The organism is Streptomyces sp. NPDC003720, assembly GCF_042875075.1.
In the GTDB taxonomy this organism is placed as follows: Bacteria; Actinomycetota; Actinomycetes; order Streptomycetales; family Streptomycetaceae; genus Streptomyces.
This window is the reverse complement of sequence record NZ_JBIANZ010000008.1, coordinates 446,225-466,085: the sequence shown is the minus strand read 5'-3', so window position 1 is coordinate 466,085 and position 19,861 is coordinate 446,225. Positions and strand designations below refer to the sequence as shown.

18 protein-coding genes and 2 tRNA genes are annotated in these 19,861 nt (G+C 71.7%); 6 read left to right on the top strand and 14 right to left on the bottom strand.

Features of this window, described 5'->3' with window-relative positions; genetic code table 11:
• Positions 1-123 precede the first annotated feature (123 nt).
• The gene (locus ACFYU0_RS24330) at positions 124-732 is read right to left on the bottom strand and encodes a helix-turn-helix domain-containing protein (protein ID WP_351662593.1); all 609 of its coding nucleotides are present in this window, start codon (positions 730-732) and stop codon (positions 124-126) included.
• Between the two features lie 140 nt (positions 733-872).
• Between ACFYU0_RS24330 and hisN the strand changes: the two genes are divergently transcribed.
• Together hisN and ACFYU0_RS24320 are read left to right on the top strand one after the other, a co-directional pair.
• On the top strand, positions 873-1,673 hold the full coding sequence (gene hisN, locus ACFYU0_RS24325) for a histidinol-phosphatase (protein WP_389304104.1): 801 nt from the start codon (positions 873-875) through the stop codon (positions 1,671-1,673).
• Positions 1,674-1,823: 150 nt separating this feature from the next.
• Positions 1,824-2,219 carry a CBS domain-containing protein gene (locus ACFYU0_RS24320; RefSeq protein ID WP_351662590.1) on the top strand — a complete coding sequence of 132 codons (396 nt, stop codon included), beginning with the start codon at positions 1,824-1,826 and terminating at the stop codon, positions 2,217-2,219.
• A gap of 71 nt (positions 2,220-2,290) precedes the next feature.
• Here ACFYU0_RS24320 and ACFYU0_RS24315 read toward each other — a convergent pair whose 3' ends face one another.
• Complete coding sequence (locus ACFYU0_RS24315) at positions 2,291-3,745, bottom strand: catalase (RefSeq protein ID WP_389304102.1); 1,455 nt, start codon at positions 3,743-3,745, stop codon at positions 2,291-2,293.
• Between the two features lie 143 nt (positions 3,746-3,888).
• On the opposite strand from ACFYU0_RS24315, the gene ACFYU0_RS24310 reads away from it, so the two are divergent.
• Positions 3,889-4,305 (top strand): Fur family transcriptional regulator, encoded by a 417-nt coding sequence (locus ACFYU0_RS24310; RefSeq protein ID WP_351662585.1) that lies wholly within the window; start codon positions 3,889-3,891, stop codon positions 4,303-4,305.
• A gap of 133 nt (positions 4,306-4,438) precedes the next feature.
• Here the strand turns inward: ACFYU0_RS24310 and ACFYU0_RS24305 are convergent.
• The 4 genes from ACFYU0_RS24305 to ACFYU0_RS24290 all read right to left on the bottom strand — a co-directional run bounded on the left by ACFYU0_RS24305 (position 4,439) and on the right by ACFYU0_RS24290 (position 9,624).
• Positions 4,439-4,512: transfer RNA gene (locus tag ACFYU0_RS24305), tRNA-Met, on the bottom strand.
• Between the two features lie 67 nt (positions 4,513-4,579).
• Positions 4,580-6,400 (bottom strand): tetratricopeptide repeat protein, encoded by a 1,821-nt coding sequence (locus tag ACFYU0_RS24300; RefSeq protein WP_389304099.1) that lies wholly within the window; start codon positions 6,398-6,400, stop codon positions 4,580-4,582.
• Positions 6,401-6,608: 208 nt separating this feature from the next.
• Positions 6,609-6,682: transfer RNA gene (locus ACFYU0_RS24295), tRNA-Met, on the bottom strand.
• 41 nt (positions 6,683-6,723) lie between these two features.
• Positions 6,724-9,624, bottom strand: coding sequence for a UPF0182 family protein (locus ACFYU0_RS24290; protein WP_389304140.1), 2,901 nt, complete (start codon positions 9,622-9,624; stop codon positions 6,724-6,726).
• 163 nt (positions 9,625-9,787) lie between these two features.
• Here ACFYU0_RS24290 and ACFYU0_RS24285 point away from each other — a divergent pair, with 163 nt between their 5' ends.
• On the top strand, positions 9,788-10,330 hold the full coding sequence (locus ACFYU0_RS24285; RefSeq protein WP_351662580.1) for a PPA1309 family protein: 543 nt from the start codon (positions 9,788-9,790) through the stop codon (positions 10,328-10,330).
• A 72-nt stretch (positions 10,331-10,402) separates the two neighbouring features.
• Here the strand turns inward: ACFYU0_RS24285 and ACFYU0_RS24280 are convergent, their stop codons facing one another.
• The 4 genes from ACFYU0_RS24280 to ACFYU0_RS24265 all read right to left on the bottom strand — a co-directional run bounded on the left by ACFYU0_RS24280 (position 10,403) and on the right by ACFYU0_RS24265 (position 13,616).
• Positions 10,403-11,500, bottom strand: a complete 1,098-nt coding sequence (locus ACFYU0_RS24280) for a PDZ domain-containing protein (RefSeq protein ID WP_389304097.1) — start codon at positions 11,498-11,500, stop codon at positions 10,403-10,405.
• A 51-nt stretch (positions 11,501-11,551) separates the two neighbouring features.
• Positions 11,552-11,728 (bottom strand): hypothetical protein, encoded by a 177-nt coding sequence (locus tag ACFYU0_RS24275; RefSeq protein ID WP_351662574.1) that lies wholly within the window; start codon positions 11,726-11,728, stop codon positions 11,552-11,554.
• 129 nt (positions 11,729-11,857) lie between these two features.
• Entirely contained in the window at positions 11,858-12,319 is a 462-nt protein-coding gene (locus ACFYU0_RS24270; protein WP_351662571.1) for a molybdenum cofactor biosynthesis protein MoaE, read from the bottom strand.
• Positions 12,320-12,455: 136 nt separating this feature from the next.
• Positions 12,456-13,616, bottom strand: coding sequence for an SDR family oxidoreductase (locus ACFYU0_RS24265; RefSeq protein ID WP_389304094.1), 1,161 nt, complete (start codon positions 13,614-13,616; stop codon positions 12,456-12,458).
• A gap of 191 nt (positions 13,617-13,807) precedes the next feature.
• Between ACFYU0_RS24265 and ACFYU0_RS24260 the strand changes: the two genes are divergently transcribed.
• Together ACFYU0_RS24260 and ACFYU0_RS24255 are read left to right on the top strand one after the other, a co-directional pair.
• The gene (locus ACFYU0_RS24260; protein ID WP_351662566.1) at positions 13,808-15,244 is read left to right on the top strand and encodes a zinc-dependent metalloprotease; all 1,437 of its coding nucleotides are present in this window, start codon (positions 13,808-13,810) and stop codon (positions 15,242-15,244) included.
• A complete protein-coding gene (locus tag ACFYU0_RS24255) occupies positions 15,241-15,762 on the top strand; it encodes an NUDIX hydrolase (RefSeq protein ID WP_389304092.1) in 522 nt (173 codons plus the stop codon). Before ACFYU0_RS24260 ends, ACFYU0_RS24255 begins: the two co-directional genes overlap by 4 nt.
• Positions 15,763-15,814: 52 nt before the next feature.
• Here the strand turns inward: ACFYU0_RS24255 and ACFYU0_RS24250 are convergent, their stop codons facing one another.
• The 4 genes from ACFYU0_RS24250 to ACFYU0_RS24235 all read right to left on the bottom strand — a co-directional run bounded on the left by ACFYU0_RS24250 (position 15,815) and on the right by ACFYU0_RS24235 (position 19,661).
• Positions 15,815-16,570, bottom strand: coding sequence for an AIM24 family protein (locus tag ACFYU0_RS24250; RefSeq protein ID WP_351662560.1), 756 nt, complete (start codon positions 16,568-16,570; stop codon positions 15,815-15,817).
• Between the two features lie 17 nt (positions 16,571-16,587).
• Positions 16,588-17,268, bottom strand: coding sequence for an AIM24 family protein (locus ACFYU0_RS24245; RefSeq protein ID WP_389304090.1), 681 nt, complete (start codon positions 17,266-17,268; stop codon positions 16,588-16,590).
• Between the two features lie 11 nt (positions 17,269-17,279).
• Entirely contained in the window at positions 17,280-18,929 is a 1,650-nt protein-coding gene (locus tag ACFYU0_RS24240; RefSeq protein WP_389304088.1) for a TerD family protein, read from the bottom strand.
• Positions 18,930-19,064: 135 nt separating this feature from the next.
• Complete coding sequence (locus ACFYU0_RS24235; RefSeq protein ID WP_351662551.1) at positions 19,065-19,661, bottom strand: M48 family metallopeptidase; 597 nt, start codon at positions 19,659-19,661, stop codon at positions 19,065-19,067.
• Positions 19,662-19,861 lie beyond the last annotated feature (200 nt).

The following is a 19,861-nucleotide window of genomic DNA, read 5'->3' as shown; positions in this document are numbered from 1 at the left end:
CTCGTACTGGGTGTACTCGGGCTTTCGGCCGGTGCGGCGAGAGTGCGTGCCGGGCGTCGTGACGCAGACGCGACTTTGCGGACACGGCCTAGCCGCCGCCCGCGCCCGGCGTCGGCTCAGCGCTCACACCAGGTGCCGGACCAGGACGCCGCGCACCAGTTCCGCCACGCCGTCCTCCCCCGGTGGCGCCGCGACGCAGGACAGGGCGAGGCGCACGGCCAGTTCGCAGGAGCGGGTCAGATCGGCGGTGTCCTCCGTGGCGGCGGCGGGCCCGGCCAGCGCGGTCACCGCCCGGTCCCGCACCAGCCGTACGAGGTCGCCGGGCGAGGGCAGCGGGCCGTCCGCCCGGCGCTGCGCCGGCACGGCGGAGGAGGACCGCACCGCGGCCGGGGCCGGCGCCGGCAGCCGCTCGCTCCAGCACCCGGTGAGCATGGCCCGCACCAGCGCGCTGTCCCGGGCCGCCGCCGCCGTCCACTCCGCGGTGGCGGCGAGCCGGTCACGCGGGTCGGTGTGCGCGGCGAGGGCCCGTTCCACCCCGGCGAGATAGCCGTCGGCCGCCCGCCGCACCAGCGCCCTGGCCAGCCCCTCCTTGCTGCCGAACTCGTTGTACAGCGTCTGCCGGGACACCCCGGCCGCCGCGGCCACGTCGACCATCCGCACCGCGGACCACGGCCGGCGCGCGAGCGCCGTGGCGGCGGCGTCCAGTAGGGATTCCCGGGCCGCAGGCATCATCGCCTCCCTGGGGCGGACAACTCTGCGCCCAGATTTGACGCGCTCCCAGGCACTGTCAAGGGTGCGCGGGCCACCGTCGCGCCCCGCCCGGCCCCAGCCCCTTGTGGCCCCGCGGTGTCCGGGGCAGATACGGTCGAGGCATGCCGGACTACCTCGACGACCTCCGCCTCGCCCACGTACTCGCGGACGCGGCCGACGCCACCACCATGGACCGTTTCAAGGCGCTCGACCTGAAGGTGGAGACCAAGCCGGACATGACTCCGGTGAGCGAGGCGGACAAGGCGGCGGAGGAACTGATCCGCGGTCACCTCAAGCGGGCCCGGCCACGGGACGCGGTGCTCGGGGAGGAGTACGGCGTCGAGGGCACGGGGCCCCGCCGCTGGGTGATCGACCCGATCGACGGCACGAAGAACTACGTCCGGGGCGTGCCGGTCTGGGCCACCCTCATCTCGCTCATGGAGGCGGGTGAGGGCGGCTACCACCCGGTCGTCGGCCTCGTCTCCGCTCCCGCCCTCGGCCGCCGCTGGTGGGCCGCGAAGGACCACGGCGCCTTCACCGGCCGCAGTCTGACCTCCGCGTCCCGCATCCACGTCTCCCAGGTCGGCGAGCTGGCGGACGCGTCGTTCGCGTACTCCTCGCTCTCCGGCTGGGAGGAGCAGGGCCGCCTGGACGGCTTCCTCGATCTGACCCGCGAGGTGTGGCGCACGCGCGCGTACGGCGACTTCTGGCCGTACATGATGGTCGCGGAGGGCTCCGTCGACATCTGCGCCGAGCCGGAGCTGTCCCTGTGGGACATGGCGGCCAACGCGATCATCGTCACCGAGGCCGGCGGCGCCTTCACCGGGCTCGACGGCCGTCCGGGCCCGCACAGCGGCAACGCGGCGGCCTCCAACGGACTGCTGCACGACGTCCTGCTGGAGCACCTCGACCGGCGCCGCTGAGCACCCGGCGAGTTCCGCGCGCGCCCTCAACTGGCCGCGCGCGCCCTCTTGTTGACCCGCTCTTTACCGGGCACTCTGAGGTCGACCCCCACTTGTGAACTTGTGAATCCGTGCACAACGTCATGGATTCCTAGGAGGTGGCCTCATCCCATGCTCGTCCGAGACGCCATGAGCACGGTGGTCCTCACCGTCGGACCCGCCCACACCCTCCGTCAGGCAGCCGCCCTGATGTCCGCCCGCCACGTCGGCGCCGCCGTGGTCCACGACCCCGACGCCGGCGGCGTCGGCATCCTCACCGAACGCGACATCCTCAACTCCGTCGGCCTCGGCCAGAACCCCGACACGGAACGCACCCACGCCCACACCACCACCGACGTCGTCTTCGCCACCCCGACCTGGACGCTCCAGGAGGCGGCCCGGGCCATGACCCGCGGCGGTTTCCGGCACCTGGTGGTCCTCGACCGCGGCGAGCCCGTCGGCATCGTGTCGGTCCGCGACATCATCCGCTGCTGGGCCCCGGCCCGGGAGCCCGCACCGGCGCTCTGAGCACACGCGGGCGGGCCGGACCCCCGAGGGGATCCGGCCCGCCCGGCCGCCCTCGGGCCGACCCGGGCGGATCAGCCCCGCAGTGCCCGCACGGCCGACTCCAGCCGCTTGCCGAAGTCGGCGTCGGCGTCGCGGAAGTTGCCGATCGCGCGCTCGGCGATGTCCTCGCGCGAGACCTGGGAGATCGCCCCGGCCAGGTTGCCGACCAGGCGCTCCTTCTCCTCCTCCGACATCAGCCGGTAGAGGTTGCCCGCCTGCACGAAGTCGTCGTCCTCGGCGTGCAGCGGCGTCGGGTGGTCGCCGGTGCCGGCCGTGAAGCCGTCGAACGGCTGCCACAGCGGCCGGCCGGTCTGCCGCGGACCCCCGAAGCTGTTCGGCTCGTAGTTCTTCGCACCACCGTGCCGGCCGTCGTAGAGGTAGCCGTCCCGGGAGTTGGTGCGCGCCTCGGCGGCGTGCGGGCGGTTGACCGGCAGGTGGTCGGCGTTGATGCCGACGCGGTAGCGGTGCGCGTCGCCGTACGCGAACAGCCGGCCCTGGAGCATCTTGTCGGGCGAGGGGCCGATGCCCGGCACGAAGTGCGCGGGCGAGAAGACCGACTGCTCGACCTCGGCGAAGACGTTGCGCGGGTTGCGGTTCAGCTCCAGCCTGCCGATCTCCATGACCGGGTAGTCGGCGTGCGGCCACACCTTGGTCAGGTCGAACGGGTTGAAGCGGTACGTGGCGGCGTCCGCCGCCGGCATGATCTGCACGCCCACGGTCCAGCTCGGGAAGTCGCCGCGCTCGATCGACTCGCGCAGGTCGCGCTGGTGGGAGTCGGGATCCCTGCCCGCGAGGATCTCCGCCTCGGCGGCGGTGAGGTTCTTGATCCCCTGGTCGGTCTTGAAGTGGTACTTGACCCAGAAGACCTCTCCGGCCTCGTTGTTCCACTGGTAGGTGTGCGAGCCGAAGCCGTCCATGTGCCGGTACGACGCCGGGATGCCGCGGTCGCCGAACAGCCAGGTGACCTGGTGGGTGCTCTCCGGGCTCAGGCTCCAGAAGTCCCAGACGTTGTCCGCCTCCTGCGAGCCCGTGTACGGGTCGCGCTTCTGGGTGTGGATGAAGTCCGGGAACTTGATCGCGTCGCGGATGAAGAACACCGGGGTGTTGTTGCCGACGAGGTCGTAGTTGCCCTCCTCGGTGTAGAACTTCAGCGAGAAGCCGCGGGGGTCCCGGACCGCGTCGGCCGCGCCCAGGTTGCCGGCCACGGTGGAGAAGCGCAGGAAGGTCTCGGTCTCCTTGCCGACCTCGGAGAGGAAGGCGGCGCGCGTGTACGGGGTGACGTCGGCGGTCACCGTGAAGGTGCCGTACGCCCCCGCGCCCCGGGCGTGCACGACGCGCTCCGGGATGCGCTCGCGGTTGAAGTGGGCCAGCTTCTCCAGGAGCAGCTGGTCCTGCACGAGCACCGGGCCGCCGACGCCTGCCGTCTCGCTGTTCTGGTTGTCGGCCACCGGTGCACCGGCCTCCGTGGTGAGCGGTCCCTGCGTCACGTGCGCCTCCTGCGTCATTACCGACCAGTCCTGTCCATTGGTCAAAGTCAGCTTTGATCCTACATTGGACATTGTCTAAGTCAAACGCCGTTCCAAAGTCACACCTGTTCGGGATCTGGTCCTCTTGCTGTTACGCTGCTTCCATGAGCGACCTACTGGAACGGCTGCGCGGACGCGGATGGCGGATGACCGCACAGCGACGCGTGGTGGCCGAGGTTCTCGACGGCGAGCACGTCCACATGACGGCCGACGAGGTCCATGCGCGGGCCGTCACGAAGCTGCCGGAGATCTCCCGGGCGACCGTCTACAACACGCTGGGCGAGCTGGTGACCCTCGGTGAGGTGATCGAGGTCACGACGGACAAGCGCGCCAAGCGCTACGACCCGAACGCACACCGGCCGCACCACCACCTGGTCTGCGCCCGCTGCGGCGCGATCCGCGACGTGCACCCCACGGGCAACCCGTTGGCGGATCTCCCCGACACCGAGCGCTTCGGCTTCACGGTGTCGGACGTCGAGGTGACGTACCGGGGACTGTGCCCGAGCTGCGCGGGCGCGTGAGACAGGGCGTGTGACGCCGGACGTACGAGGAGAGGGGCCGCGGCCCCTCTCCTTTTTCGCGCGCTCACTCCCGGGGAAGCGGAAACGACCGAGGGCCGGAATCCGTTTCCGGATTCCGGCCCTCGGCCTTCAGTAGCGGGGACAGGATTTGAACCTGCGACCTCTGGGTTATGAGCCCAGCGAGCTACCGAGCTGCTCCACCCCGCGTCGGTGAACACGACACTACGGGAGGGAAGCCCACGGAGGCAAATCCATTACCGGCTAGTGGGCCGGGTCACGCCGAGAGCTCTTCCCGCAGAGCGTCCCGCAGCCGGCCCGCCCGCTCGGACACCTCCGCCGAACCCAGCGCCACCGCCCGGTCGGCCCACTTCTGCCCCTCCGCCAGCTCGCCGCGACGCGCGTAGACCAGGGCCAGCCGGAGCGCCGCCCGACCGTGCCCGGCGTCGGCCGCCCGGGTCCACCACACCGCCGCCTCGGGCTCGCTGCCCTCGCGGGCCAGCAGCAGGCCGAGGTTGAACGCCCCGTTGCGCGATCCGGCCTCGGCCGCGGCCCGGTACCAGCGCGCGGCCTCGACCACGTCGCCCCGGGCCGCGGCGAGCATGCCCACCCGCACCTGGGCCCGGCGGTGCCCCTGGGAGGCCGCCCGCTCGTACCACTCCTCGCACTCGGTCTTCTCGTGCACGATCTCGCCCAGCTCGTGCGCCGGCTCCGGGGGCCGGCGCGCGTCCAGCAGGGTCGCGAGCCGGTACGCCGCCTCCGGGTTGCCGCCGCCCGCCGCGCAGCGCAGGTGCCGCTCGGCCCCCTGCTCGTCGCCCTCGCGCAGCCGGGCGATCCCGACCTGCAGGGCGGCCTCGGTGTGCCCGGCGGCGGCCGCGCGCTCGTACCAGCGCAGCGCGATCGCGGCGTCCTCCTCGGTGCCCCGTCCGGCGTGCAGGATGCCCAGGTTGAACGCGGCGTCCACGCTGCCCGCCTCGGCCGCCTTGGAGAACCAGGGCTCGGCGCCGGACGGGTCGTCGCCCTGGAGCAGCAGGATGGCCAGCGCGTTCGCCGCCTCCCGGTGCCCGGCGTACGCCGCGCGCCGGTACCACTGCTCGGCCTGCGCGATGCGGCCCTGCTCGGCGCAGAGCAGCCCGAGGTTGTAGGCGCCGTTGTCGTCCCCGGCGTCCAGCGCGGCCCGGTACCAGCGCTCGGCGGTCTGGGTCTCGCCGCGCTCGGCGTGCAGGGCGCCCAGCGCGTTGGCCGCGTTGCCGTCGCCGTCCTGGGCGGCCCTGAGCCACCACACGGCGGCGCTCTCGGTGTCCCCGGCGTCGCGCAGCAGGAACCCCAGCGCGCAGGCGGCCCGGGCCTCCCCGTCCTTGGCGGAGGTCAGGTACCAGCGCCCGGCCTCCTTCAGGTCCCCCCGCTTCTCCAGGATCGCGCCGAGGTGCAGCGCGGCCCGCCGGTGGCCGCGCGCGGCGGCCTGCCGGTACCACTGCTCGGTCTCCTCGACAGCGTTGTCGGACCCGGCCTCGTCCGCCGCGCCGGCCTTCTTGTCGAGCGCGCGCGCCAGCCGGTAGGCGGCCTCCCGGTGCCCGCGCTCGGCGGCGGCCCGCATCCAGTCCCCGGCCTCGGCGTCCCCGCGGTGCTCCAGCAGGTCGGCGAGGGCGTAGGCGCCCAGTGCGTGGCCCTGCTCGGCGGACTGGCGCAGCCAGTACTCGGCGGCGGGCTCGTCCCCGCGCTCCCGGTGGTGGCGGCCCAGCGCGTGCGCGGCGGCGGCGGAGCCGGCCACGGCGGCGATCCGCCACCAGCCGGCGGCCTCCTCGGCGTAGCCGCGCTGGTGCAGCAGGACACCCAGGTTGTTGGCGGCGGCGCGGTCGCCGGCCGCGGTGGCCGCGCGCAGGTGGGGCTCGGCCCCGTCGAGGTCTCCACTGCGCAGCAGCATGGCGCCGAGGACGCTCATCGCCTCGGTGTCGCCGGTCCGCGCGGCGAGCCGGAGGCGTGCGTCCTCGGCGACGTCCCCCGTGTCGCCCATTTCGTCCCGGGTCGGCCCCTCACCCGGAGACTGCACAAATCGCCCTGTCCTGAACAGAGTTGCCTTGTCCCCCATAACGTCCATCGTCGCACCACCTGCAACCTTGGTACACCCGGTATACCGCAGCCCGTGAGGTCACTTCAGCGTTTTGTCGACATGCCCACAGAGAGATAAGTCAAACACAGACAGCCCAACTCCCCACGGCGGCGCGGCCGTCCCGTTCGATCTGTACATGAGTTCGCACACCACGAAGGCCCGGATCCCTGTAAGGAATCCGGGCCTTCGTTTCCAGTAGCGGGGACAGGATTTGAACCTGCGACCTCTGGGTTATGAGCCCAGCGAGCTACCGAGCTGCTCCACCCCGCGCCGTTGCTCAGCAACCGTACCACGGCGCGGGGTGGCCTTGATCAGCTCTTGCCGCCGCTCCCGGACTTGTCGCCGCCGGCCGCCTTGTCCGCCTTGGCCTGGGCTTCCTCGGCCCGCTTCAGCGCGGCCTCGAGATCGTCCTGCGCCTTGGCGTACGCGGACCAGTCGGGCTTCGGCTTCTGCAGGGCCTCCTGCCCGGCCTCGAAGGCCTTCTGCGCGTCGTCGAGCGCCTGCCTGACCGTCGGGTTGCCGGTGTCGGGCGGGTTGTTCCCGGTCTTCGGCGGTGGTGTGGTCGAACCCTCCACACCGAACACCTTGTTGAGCGCCTCGTCCAGGGTGTCCTCGAAGGCGGTCCTGCCCTCGTAGGTGACCAGCACCTTGCGCAGCAGCGGGTACTTCAGCTCACCGCCGCGGACGTAGACCGGCTCCGCGTACAGCAGTCCGCCGTCCAGCGGCACCGTGAGCAGATTGCCGTACTCGACCTTGGAGTGGCCTCTGCTCAGCAGGCTGATGGTCTCGGCGATGTCCTGCTCGGAGTTGAACTGGCTCTGGACCTGTTTCGGCCCGTCGACGGTCGTGCTGGTCGGCAGTTTCAGGAGTCTGATCTTGCCGTAGTCGGCGGTCCGCGGGTCGGAGTCGACGGCCATGAAGGCGCTGAGGTTGTCGCGCCCGTTCGGCGTGAACGTCGTCGTCAGCGAGAACGCCTGCGCGCTCTGGTCCGGCATCCTCATGCTCAGGTAGTACGGCGGCACGGCGCTGCGCGAGTCGTTGGTCGGGTCGTCGGGCACCTCCCACACCTCGCTGCCGCTGAGGAAGGTCTGCGCGTCGGTCACGTGGTACCGGGTGAGCAGCTCGCGCTGGACCTTGAACAGGTCCTGCGGGTAGCGCAGATGCTCCATCAGGTCGGCGGAGATGTCCGCGCGCGGCTGGACCGTGCCGGGGAAGGCCTTCATCCAGGTCTTCAGCACGGGGTCCGCGGCGTCCCACTGGTAGAGCTTGACCTCGCCGGTGTACGCGTCGACGGTCGCCTTCACCGAGTTGCGGATGTAGTTGACCTGGTTCTGCTGGGCCACCACCGCGCGGGAGTTGTTCGTCGCGGTCAGCGAGTCGGCGGTCGTGTCGCCGAGCGTCGTGCGGGAGGCGTACGGATAGCCGTTGGTGGTCGTGTACGCGTCGACGATCCACTGGATGCGGTGGTTCACCACGGCCGGGTATGCGTCGCCGTCGATGGTCAGCCAGGGGGCCACCGCCTCGACGCGCTCCTTGGGGGTGCGGTTGTACAGGATCCGCGAACCCTTGCCGATCGCGCCCGAGTAGAGGATCTGCGGCTCGTTGAACGCCACCGCGTAGGCGGCCCGGTTGACCGGGTTGTCGAGGTTGACCCCGCTCTTGCCCTGGTAGCTGGTGGTCTTCTCGCCCTCGTCGTCGGAGTAGTCGACCTCCTTCTGGGGGCCGCCGACGATCGAGTAGGTGGTGGTCTTCTCGCCGTAGTAGATCTGCTGCTTGTAGGTGCCGAGGGAGCCCTCGGACGGCAGGTTCTTCTCGGTGAAGACCGGCCGGCCCTCGGCGTCGGCCTCGGTGCCCTTGGCGGCGACCGCGCCGTAGCCGTGCGTGTAGCGGAAGTGGTCGTTGATCCAGTTGTTCTTCGGGATGCCGCCCAGGTTCAGCTCGCGCAGGCCGATGACGGTGTCCTGCTCCTTGCCGTCCTTGGCGTACCGGTCGACGTCGAGGTTGGTCGGGAACCCGTAGTAGTTCCGGATCTGCTGGAGCTGCTGGAACGTCGGCGACACGATGTTCGGGTCCATGATGCGGATGCTGGCCGTGTCGCCCACCTGGTCGCGCAGCTTGGTCTTGTCCTCGGTGGTGGACTTGCCGGCGTACTCGGTGACCTTGGTGTCGTCGATGCCGTACGCCTCGCGCGTCGCCTTGAGGTTCTTCTGGACGTACGGGGCTTCCTTGGCCTGTTCGTTGGGCTGGACCTGGAACTTCTGCACGATGGCCGGGTACAGGCCGCCGATCAGGATCGCGGAGAGGACCATGAGCCCGAAGCCGATGACGGGCAGCTGCCAGGTGCGCCGCCACAGCGTGGCGAAGAACAGCAGCGCGCAGATGACGGCGATGCAGAACAGGATCGTCTTGGCCGGCAGGTAGGCGTTGGCGTCGACGTAGCGCAGGCCGGTCCAGTTGCCGGTCGCCTTGAAGTCGCTGGACTTGACGGCCAGCCCGTACCGGTCGAGCCAGTAGGCGACCGCCTTCAGCGCCACGAAGACGCCGAGGAGCACGGACAGGTGCCCGGTCGCCGCGGCGGTGGCGCGGGCGCCCGGGCTGGTGACGCGCAGCCCGCCGTACAGGTAGTGGGTGAGCGCGGCGGCGATCAGGCACAGGATCGCGGTGGCGAAGCCGAAGCCCAGCAGGAACCGGTACCAGGGCAGGTCGAAGGCGTAGAAGGACACGTCGAGGTGGAACTGCGGGTCCTTCTGGTGGAAGGGCACGCCGTTGACCCACATCAGCCAGGTGCGCCACTGGCCCGCCGCGGAGGCGCCGGCGATCAGACCGACGAGGCAGGCGACCGCGACCAGCAGCCAGGTCTTGTACGGCGCGATGCCCATCCGGTAGCGGTCGAGGCTCTGCTGCTCCATCGACATGGCGCTCAGCGGCGGCCGCAGCCGGTGGGCCAGCCAGATGTTGAGACCGACGGCGAGGGCCATCAGCAGCCCGAAGACGAAGAACAGCCCGATCTTGGTCCACAGCGTGGTGGTGAACACGGACGAGTAGTGCACCGACCGGTACCAGAGCCAGTCGGTCCAGAACCCCGCGAACATGGTGAACACCATGCCGAGGACGGCGAGGACGCCCAATGTCACGAGCAGGGCCCGGGCCCGCCGGGACGGGCGTCCCGCTCTGATCCGTGGCCCCGTCGGGCCTCCGCCGCGGTCCGGCATCTGGAAAGCCAAGGTGCGCACCTCGAAGTTCGCTGTCGATACGTCAGGCCCCCGATTTCACGGGCCGGCCGAGGCCCCCCGTGATCGCGGGCCACACCTATGCAACTTACTCACGGTTCACTCGGTTCCCGATTCCGCCCGGGAACGAGGCAGGATTGTGACCATGTCCAACACTCCCATGGCAGCGAACCCGCTCACCCGGGCCGTACTCGAGATCGACGAGTACGCCTCCGGCCTCGGCTGGGACCAGCCCGCCCGCCTCTTCGCCCTCGTAGACACCGCACGACTGCGGGCCCAGGAACCCTCGCTCGCCACCCAGCTCGGTCTCGACGACGAGTCCGAGACGGTCGGCCTCACCCCGATCGAGCAGGACGAGGTGCCGACGGACAAGCCGCTCGACGAGTTCCTCGGCACCATCGCCTGGCCGGACGCGGTGGTGGGCTGCGCGCTCACCGTGGAGCGCCTGATGCTGCCGCCGTCCGCAGAGGCGCAGGTCCCGCAGGGCCTGAGCGAGGCCAAGCTGGCGAAGTGGGTGGCGGAGCACCCCGAGCGCCAGGAGGTGCGCATGACGGTCGCGGTGCTGCGCGACGGCGGCCGCGAGTCGGCGCTGCGCCTGCGCGAGAAGGACTCGGCGACGGAGGTCCTGACGGGGCCGGAGCTGGTGCCGGGCCTGGCCGAGGCGCTGGCCGCGACCTTCGCGGACTGATCTCCTCCGGTACGGCGATGGGGGCGCTCCCGGTGATCGGGAGCGCCCCCAGCCGCGTTCACGGGGCCGCCGTCAGCCCTTGGTGGTGCACTTCGGCAGGGCGGCGGTGTCGCCGCCGCGGATGTCCTTGAGCGCGTCGAGCGCGTCGCCGATGGTCTTCACCTTGACGAGCGTGAGCCCGCTCGGGGTGTCCTTGGCGGCCGCCGCGCAGTTGTCGGCGGGGGTGAGGAAGTACCGGGCGCCCTTGCTGCGCGCGCCGACGGTCTTCATCTCGATGCCGCCGATCGGCCCGACGGTCCCCTTGTCGTCGATGGTGCCGGTGCCGGCGACGAAGTTGCCGCCGGTGAGGCTGCCGGGGGTGAGCTTGTCGTAGATGCCGAGCGCGAACATCAGTCCGGCGCTGGGGCCGCCGACGTCGGCGAGCTTGATGTCGATGCTGAACGGGAAGGTGTGGTCGGTCCCGGCGGAGATCCCCACGATGGCGCGGCGGGCGCCGCTGTCGTGCGAGGTCGCCGTCGTGATGGCGACGTCCCGGGTCTTCGTCGCCGTGCCGTGCTGCTTCTCCGCGGCGGCCTGCTCCTTGGCCGGGACGACGGTGAAGACGACCTTCTGGCCGGGCTTGTGCCGGGTGACGTACTCGGCGACATCGGACGGCTGCTTGACGGCCGTCCCGTCCACGGCCTTGATCACGTCCCCGGCGTGCAGCCTGCCCTCGGCCGGCGAGCCCTTGACGACGGTGGAGACGATCACCCAGGACTTCACCGGGACGCCCAGCTCCTTCAGGGCGGCGACCTTGGCGCTCTCCTGGGACTGGCTGAACTCCTCGGCGTTCTCCTGGGCGGACTGCTGCTCGGTCTTGCCGTCCGGGTAGAGGGTGTCGTGCGGCACGACCTTGCTGTCGTGCGCCAGCCAGCCGTAGACGGCCTCGACCAGGTTCATCCGGAAGTCGGCGCTGGTGACCCGGACGGTGGTCATGTTCAGGTGGCCGTCCGTGGCGTACGTCCTGTGGCCCGAGATCTGCAGCACCGGCTCGCCGTCGTGCTCCCCGAGCGTGTTCACGGTCGGCCCGGGGGACATCTCCGCGTACGGCACGGGGATGAGCACACCCGCGCACAGGAGCGCGATCAGCATCAGGGTGGAGGCGAGCATCGTCGCGGTGCGGCGTGGCATGTCACGACAGTACGGGACGCCTCTGTCAGCGCACCGTCAGGGCACCTCTCCTCAGGCGCCGGGGGCGCCCGAGTGGGTCTTCTTCTCCATGGCCTCGCGGAACCGGGCGTAACCGTCCAGCTCGGGGCCGTCGCTGCGGATTCTCCGGGTCCGGTTGGCCCAACTGCCCCACAGTCCGGCCGCGACCGCGGCAACCAGCGGAATCAGCAACCAGGCGAGCGCCGCCATGCCGACCTCCCAACCCCATGAAGCGTCCGCGACTGACTGATCAGCAGATTAACCATCCGCACTGACAACGCTCACGCGAGGGGGGTGGTTACGCAACCGGGCGGGCTGGTGCGCCGGCGGTGACGCCGGTCAGCAGGCGCCGACCCACTCCTCGGTACCGTCGGAGAACCGCTGGTGCTTCCAGATGGGCGCCTCGTGCTTCAGGTCGTCGATGAGCCGGCGGCAGGCCTCGAAGGCCTCACTCCGATGGGGGCACGACACGCCGACGACGACGGCGAGGTCCCCCACCCGGAGGTCCCCCACCCGGTGGACGGCGGCCAGCGCCCGCACCGGGAACTCGGCGGCGACCTTCTCGGCGATCCGCCGCATCTCGGCCTCGGCGCTGGGGTGGCAGGAGTACCCGAGCGCGTCGACGTCGGCGCCCCCGTCGTGGTTGCGCACCGTCCCCACGAACAGCGCGACGCCGCCGGCCGCGTCGTCCCCGACGGCCGCGAACACCTCGTCCACGGAGAGCGGGGTCTCCCGGACGCCGATCAGCTTGACGGGGTCCTGCGCGGCCTGCTCGCCGGGGTGCTCGTTCGTGGGTGCCATGCCCCCCATCGTGCCGTACTCCTCCGGCATCCCGGAATACGACTTTCACCAGGCACGCGCGCGTGCCGCCTTGGAGCCTCCTACAGGGTCCGCGCCGGGCGGCCGCCCGCGGAGGTCCTCGCCGGGGCCGGGGGCCTCAGCGCCGGCGGGCCTTGCGCGCCCGCCGCACCACCGCGGCGGCGCCCAGCAGCGCCACCGTCGCGCCCGCCGCGCCCGCGGCCGTGGCGTCCTTGCGTCCCAGCCGGCGTCCGGCGACCGTGTGCCGCCCGGAGACCTCCTCCAGCAGCTCCGCGAGCACCTCCTCGTTGGTCCAGCGGGGCCGCCACCCGGCGTCGTGCAGCCGGCTCCCGCTGACCACCCACGGGTACATCGTGTACGCCAGGTCCCCCGCCGGGGACGGGGTGAGGCCGATCCGGTGCAGACGGGCGGCGGCGCCCAGGGCGACCGCCGACGGCAGCTCCATCCGCCGGATCCCGGTCAGCTCCTCGACCTCCTCCTGCTCCAGCCACCCGTCGCAGCCGACGGCCAGTTCCCCGTCGACCTTCTCCAGCACGGCGTACTCCAGGGCGGCGCACAGGTCCTCGACGTGGCAGAACTGCCAGGCGGGCCGCGACCCGGCGACCACGAGCAGCCGGGGCGACTCGAAGTACCGGGTCAGCGCGGTGTCGGTGCCTCCCACCAGCACCGCGGGCCGCACCACGGTCACGTTCAGCCCCGGGTGCGCGCGGGAGGCGCGCCGGGCCAGCCGCTCGATCTCCAGCAGGTCCCCGACGCCCGTCGCCTCGGCCGTCGCGCGCAGCTCGGCGTCCTCCGACAGGGGCAGCTCGTTGTCCGGCAGCGCCCCGTAGACCATCGCGGAGGTGCACAGCACCACCCGGTGCACCCCGGCCGCCGCGGCGGCGGTCAGCACGGTCTGCGTCCCCCGGACGTTGTACGCGGTGCGGGCCGCGGGGTCGGTCTCCAGGTCGAGGTCGAGCGCGAGGTGCACCACCACGTCGGCGCCCCGCAGCTTGTCCGCGATCGCCGGGTCGCGCACGTCCAGGATGTGCCACTGTGCGGCCGCACACTCCCCGCGCCGCTCGTCGATGGCGATGACCTGCTTGATCTCCTCGGCGGCCGCGAGCCGCTCGGTGAGCATCGCGCCGACCCCGGCGGCCGCGCCGGTGACCGCGACGACGGGCCCGCGCACGGCGGTCGTGCCGTCGGCGCGGCGCACCGTGGCCGAGGGGCTGTGGTCGGTCGACGGGCGGTCTGTATGGTTTCGCGCTGCGCGAACCTGTGGATCTGGGGAACTCACCGGGCGTCTCCAGCGGTTGTCTTCGGTACGGGCGCGAGTGAGGCGCACGTACCAGGTGCATCCATCCTGCCGCAGGCTTTCCGTGGGCGAAGCACCGAGGCCCGATCGGGTCCGGGTGTCTACGCTGGGTGGTGACGTCGGGCAGCCGCGCCGCCGGAGAGAACCGGTGGCCTTACCAGCCGAGGAATCCCGTGAGTGACACCCCATTCGGTTTCGGCCTTCCGCCGGAGGAGCCGGAAGACGGCGACGAGGGCAAGAAGAAGGACCAGCAGAGCGGTGGTGAGCAGGGACCGGCCAACCCGTTCGGTTTCGGGCTGCCCGGAGCCGGAGGCTTTGGCGGCCCCGGCGCCGACAACCCGCTCGCAGCGATGTTCGGATCCCTGAACCCCACCGACCTGGGCGCCGCGTTCCAGCAGCTCGGCCAGATGCTCTCCTACGAGGGCGGCCCGGTGAACTGGGACATGGCCAAGCAGATCGCCCGCCAGACGGTCTCCCAGGGCACCCCGGACGGCGTGAAGGACGCGAGTGTCGGCGGCGCCGAGCGCTCCGCGGTCCAGGAGGCCGTCCGGCTGGCCGACCTGTGGCTGGACGACGCGACGTCCCTGCCGTCGGGCGCGGCCTCCGCGGTGGCCTGGTCCCGCGCGGAGTGGGTCGAGGCGACCCTGCCCGCGTGGCAGGAACTCGTCGACCCGGTCGCCGAGCGGGTGGGCGCGGCCATGGGCGACGTCCTGCCGGAGGAGATGCAGGCCATGGCGGGCCCGCTGATCGGCATGATGCGCTCGATGGGCGGCGCCATGTTCGGCACGCAGATCGGGCAGGCCGTGGGCGTGCTCGCGGGCGAGGTCGTGGGCTCCACCGACATCGGCCTGCCGCTGGGCCCGGCCGGCAAGGCCGCGCTGCTCCCGGCCAACGTGGAGGCGTTCGGCAAGGACCTCGGCGTGCCCCAGGAGGAGGTCCGGCTCTACCTGGCCCTGCGTGAGGCGGCTCACCAGCGCCTGTTCGCGCACGTGCCGTGGCTGCGCTCGCACCTGTTCGGCGCGGTCGACGGCTACGCCCGCGGCATCAAGGTCGACACGGCGAAGCTGGAGGACGTGGTCGGGCAGTTCGACCCGCAGAACCCCGAGCAGCTTCAGGACGCCCTTCAGCAGGGCATGTTCCAGCCGGAGGACACGCCCGAGCAGAAGGCGGCCCTGGCCCGCCTGGAGACCGCTCTGGCGCTCGTCGAGGGCTGGGTGGACGCGGTGGTGCACGCGGCCGCGAAACCGCGTCTGTCGTCCGCCGACGCCCTGCGCGAGACCCTGCGCCGCCGCCGCGCCACCGGTGGCCCGGCGGAGCAGACGTTCGCCACGCTGATCGGCCTGGAGCTGCGCCCGCGCCGGCTGCGCGACGCCTCCCGGCTGTGGGCCTCGCTCACGGACGCGCGCGGAGTGGACGGCCGGGACGCCCTGTGGGCCCACCCGGACATGCTGCCGACGGCCACCGACCTGGACGACCCCGACGGCTTCGTGCACCGCGAGCAGCTCGACTTCTCCGAGCTGGACAAGATGCTCGGCGAGGCGGCGGGCGGCACCGGCGGGAAGCCGAACCTGAAGAAGGACGACGAGGCCGAGGGCGACGACACCGAGTGAGCCTGTACGACGACGCGGTCCTCGTGCTGAAGGAGTATGAGGGCCAGGCAGAGCTGCGCCAGGCCTACCTGGACCATCTGGCGGCCCACCCGGACGGCATGTGGAAGGCGTGCGGTGACGGTCATCTCACCGCGAGCGGGCTGGTGATCGACCCCGAGCGCGGCCGGGTCCTGCTGACGCTGCACCGGAAGCTGCGCATGTGGCTGCAGATGGGCGGCCACTGCGAGCCCGGGGACGCCACGTTGCGGGACGCCGCCCTGCGGGAAGCGACGGAGGAGTCGGGGATCGCGGGGCTGTCCCTGGTGCCCGACGGTCCGGTCCGGCTGGACCGGCATCCGATCCCGGCGCCCTGCCACTGGCACTTCGACGTCCAGTACGCGGTGCTGGCCCCGCCCGGCGCCGTCCAGGAGATCAGCGACGAGTCCCTCGACCTGCGCTGGTTCGCCTACGACGAGGTGGCCGGCGTGGCCGACGAGTCCGTCGTACGCCTGCTGGAGGCGGCCCGCGCCCGGCTCTGAACGCGGAAGGGGTGACCGCCCGGGCGGTCACCCCTCGCCGGTTCGCCCGCGGTCAGCTCCAGACGTTGCCCTGGTTCTGTCCGCGCGCCCCCTGCTGTCCCATGCCGAACTGCGCGGCGATCCCCTGGCCGATCTGCGCGTTCTGCGGCGGCAGCAGCTCGCTGGGCTGCACCAGCGCGAAGCCCGAGCCCATGAAGCTCAGCTCCCAGCCCTCACCGGTGCTGCCGCGCCGCCGCCAGACGCCGGAGGAGTGCGTCTGGGCCTGCATCTGCACCCGCAGCCCGGTGGACCAGGCGACGATCGCGTCGGCGTCGCAGTTGACGTACTTGTCGGGCGTGACCTGCATCAGCAGCGGCGCGCCCGAGGTCATCAGGGCGACCTTGCCGCGCCCGGTGATGTTGAGCTGGTACTTCCCGGAGCCGGAGATGCCGTACACGCTGTCGACGGCGATGACCTCGTGGTGCAGCGTGGAGTCCATGGCGAGGACGTAGGCGCTGTCCACCGTCAGCCCGTCCTGCTCGACGTCCATGACGTGCACGTACTGGGCGAGGTTGGCGAGATAGACGGTGCCCTGTCCGTGACAGCGCATCAGGTCCAGGCCCTCGCCGGTGTGCCTGCGCGCGCGTGCCTGGCCGTTGGTGCGGTACTCGGCGTCGAACTCGACCAGGCCCTGGTAGGCGACCATGCTGCCCTTGCGGGCGAGGAGGTCGTCGTGGCCCTCCAGGGTGACGCGGAGCATCTGCTTGTTCTGCAGGCTCCAGCGCTCCTGGGTCTGCTGGTCGTTGTGGGCGAAAAGCGGGCTCTGCATGATGTTCTGACTCCCCCTCAGCCCCGGAACCGAAGGCGGTCGGTGCTGTCCTCACTGGGCTGGACGACGACGATGCCCTGTCCGGAGAAGGCCATCTGGTAGGCCTCACCGCTGCCCCGGCCGATCAGGGACTGCGCCTTGAAGCTGCGCTTGCCCTTCACCTTCAGGTTCGGGGACCAGGCGACGAGCGCGTCCGGGTCGACGTACGTCTCGTCCTCGCCGCCGCCGCAGTCGACCACGATCGGCTTGCCCCGGGAGGTCAGCGCGACCCAGCCCTGGCCGGAGATCTTCGTGTTCCACAGACCCTGCCCGGCGAACTTGGCGAGGCCCTTGACCCGCTCCACGCCCCAGCTGAGGTGGGCGTCGAAGGCGAGCAGGTTGGTGGCGTTGACCGAGATGCCGTCGCCGTTGAGGTTGATCACGACGACGTCGGCGCCGTAGTCGGCGAGATAGAGCAGTCCGTCGCCGGAGCACTTCATCAGAGGGGCGCCCTCGCCGGTCATCCAGTCGCGGGCGATCTGGCGGACGGCGGGCGGGTTGGGCTCGTACTGGATGAAGCCCTCGTAGGCGACCATCGATCCCACGCGCGCGAGGAGGTCGTTGCCGGTCTGCATGGCGACCTTCAGCATGTGGTTGCCGTGGTTCTCCATGCGGGCGGTGACGGGTGCGGGGGCGTAGCCCGCGAGCGGCTGGTTCATGACGGGCTCCCTCAGACCTCGTACGGCTGGACGACGATGAAGTTGCCGGGAGCGCCCCGGAACTGCAGGTTGACGCTCTCGCCGGTGTCGCCCGGATAGGCGTTGCGGCGCATCCGCACCTGGCTGGAGACGATCACCTGGGAGGCCGCCGACCAGGCGACCACGGCGTGGCAGTCGGCGAACGTCGTCGGCGTCACCGGCAGCACGACGGGCGTGCCGTGCGTCTTGACGACGATCGTGCCGGTGCCCTGGAACTGCATCGTGAACAGCGCGCCGCCGGGGATGCCGTGCCCCTCGATCCGCCGGACCTCGTACTGGAGGCTCTCGTCGAAGGCGAGGACGTTCTCCGCGGAGACGCAGATCGCGTCGCCCTGGAGCTCGACGGGGTGCACGTGGGTGGAGTTCTCGGCGAAGAAGACCTGGCCCTGGCCGGTGCAGCGCATCAACTGCATCTCCTGGCCGGTCGCGTTGCCCACGATCCGCCCGGCGAACCCGGCGCCCTTGTAGCTGAAGTCGACCTTGCCCTGGTAGAGCACCATGCTGCCCTGCCGGGCCAGCACGGGCTGGCCGCCGACGCCGAGGTCGACGCGGATCAGCTTGGAGTTCTGCGCAGTCCAGCGCTGCCCGGTGGGCGTCTCCCGGAACTTCTGCAGCGCGGCCGTCACTCCGGCGCCGCCCTGGGGGGCGCCCTGCGGGACGCCGTAGCCGGCGCCCTGCTGGCCGGGGACCTGGCCGTACGGCGGCTGCTGGCCGTAGCCGGGAGGCATGGGCGCGCCGGGCTGTCCGCCGTGGGAGGGCTGCTGGCCGTAGCCCGGGGGCATCGGGGCGCTGGGCTGACCGCCGTACGGCGGTTGCGGCGGCTGGCCGTAGGGCGCGGGCGCCGGAGCCGGGGGCGGCACGGATCCACCGGCGGGCGGGGCCAGCGGCGCGATGACCGTCGGCGCGCCGTGCACGTTCGGGGCGGGCGCGGGGGCCGGGGGCGGGGTGAAGCCCTGCGGGGCCGGTGCGGGTGCGGGCGCGGGCGCCGGGGCGGCGGGGGCGCCGAACGCGGGCGGGGCGGCGGACTGGGCGGGCGGGGCGAAGCCGGGGGCGGCCGTCGGCTGCGGCTGCTGCGGGGCGGCCGGCGCCTCCTCCTCCAGCACCTCGCCGCCGAAGTTCCTCAGCAGCGCCTCGAGACCGCCGTCGAAGCCCTGCCCGACCGCGGCGAAGCGCCAGACGTCCTTGAAGTACAAGTCACCGAGCATGACGGCCCGCTCGGTGGAGAACTCCGAGCCGTCGAAGGAGTACCGAGCGACCTCCTCTCCGCCGGCCACGATGCGCAGGTAGCCGGGGCCGATCTGCGACATCTGCCCGGCCCCGTCGACGGTCGCCGTGAAGGACAGCTTCCGGACGGCTTCCGGGACGCGGTCCAGCGTAACGCGGAACGACTCCGTGTCGCCGGCCTGGGCGCCCAGCAGCTGGACGGACTCCTCCGGGGACTTCGGCTGGTTGAAGAAGATGAAGTAACGGTCGTCCGAGAGGCGCTCGTCGGCGTCCAGACCGAAGCAGCTGATGTCGAAGGTCAGTCCGGGGGCCGAGATCTGCACGCCTACGTACAGATCGGTGCCCGCCGTCAGGTCACTGATCCTGGCCTTGTGGCCGCGTTGGAATTCCCTGGCCATGCGTTACGACCGTCCCCCATCCCGAATGTGAGTGCGTCGCGACAGGCTAACCGCAAATTTCGGCAAAGGACGCGGCAGGTGCGAGTCGGTACAGACCCGGTACACAACCGGCCGCGCGCCCCGCGCGCGGTCCGGTCACTCGCCGCGCGCGCCGGGCACGTGCGGCAGCCGCGCGGCCGCCACCACCCCTTCGAGGTAGCCGCGGGCCCGCTCGGTGCGCGGATAGGACTCCAGCAGCCGCCAGAAGTCGGCCCCGTGACCGGGCACCAGCAGATGCGCCAGCTCGTGGCACAGGACGTAGTCGATGACGTACTCCGGCATCCCCTGCAGCCGGTGCGAGAGGCGGATGCTGCCCTCGGCCGGGGTGCACGAACCCCAGCGGGTGTTCTGGTTGGTGACCCAGCGCACGGAGGCGGGACGCGCCCGGCCGCCGAAGTACTGGGCCGACAGCCGCTCGGCACGCTCGGTCAGCTCGGCGTCGCCCAGCACCCGTTTGCTCTCCTGGGCGGCGAGCTTGGCGAGCATGAGGGTCACCCAGCGCTGCTCCTCCGCCTCGGACATCCGGGCGGGGATCAGCACGACGGTGCGATCGCCCTCGCGGTACGCGGAGACCGTCCGGCGGCGCCGGGTACTCCTGCGGACCTCGATCGCGCTCGCCCCCGAGCCGCTCGGCGGCTGGCTCGTCGTGCTGCGCTGTGTTTTTCCGGCGCGGTGCAGGGGGTCGGCGGGCACGCCCCGACGTTACCCGCTGGGGCGGGCCGAAGTCCCGGCTCCGGGGCGCCCGGATGCCGGTGCTCCACCATGTGTTTGATTTGTACGACCGATATGCCCGAGTCGCGCCGCCGATCGGTATGACTAACACCCCCGGCCTGTGGACAACTTCGGGCACCACCACGGCACCGCCCGGCATGCTGGCGGAGGCGGGTGCAGCG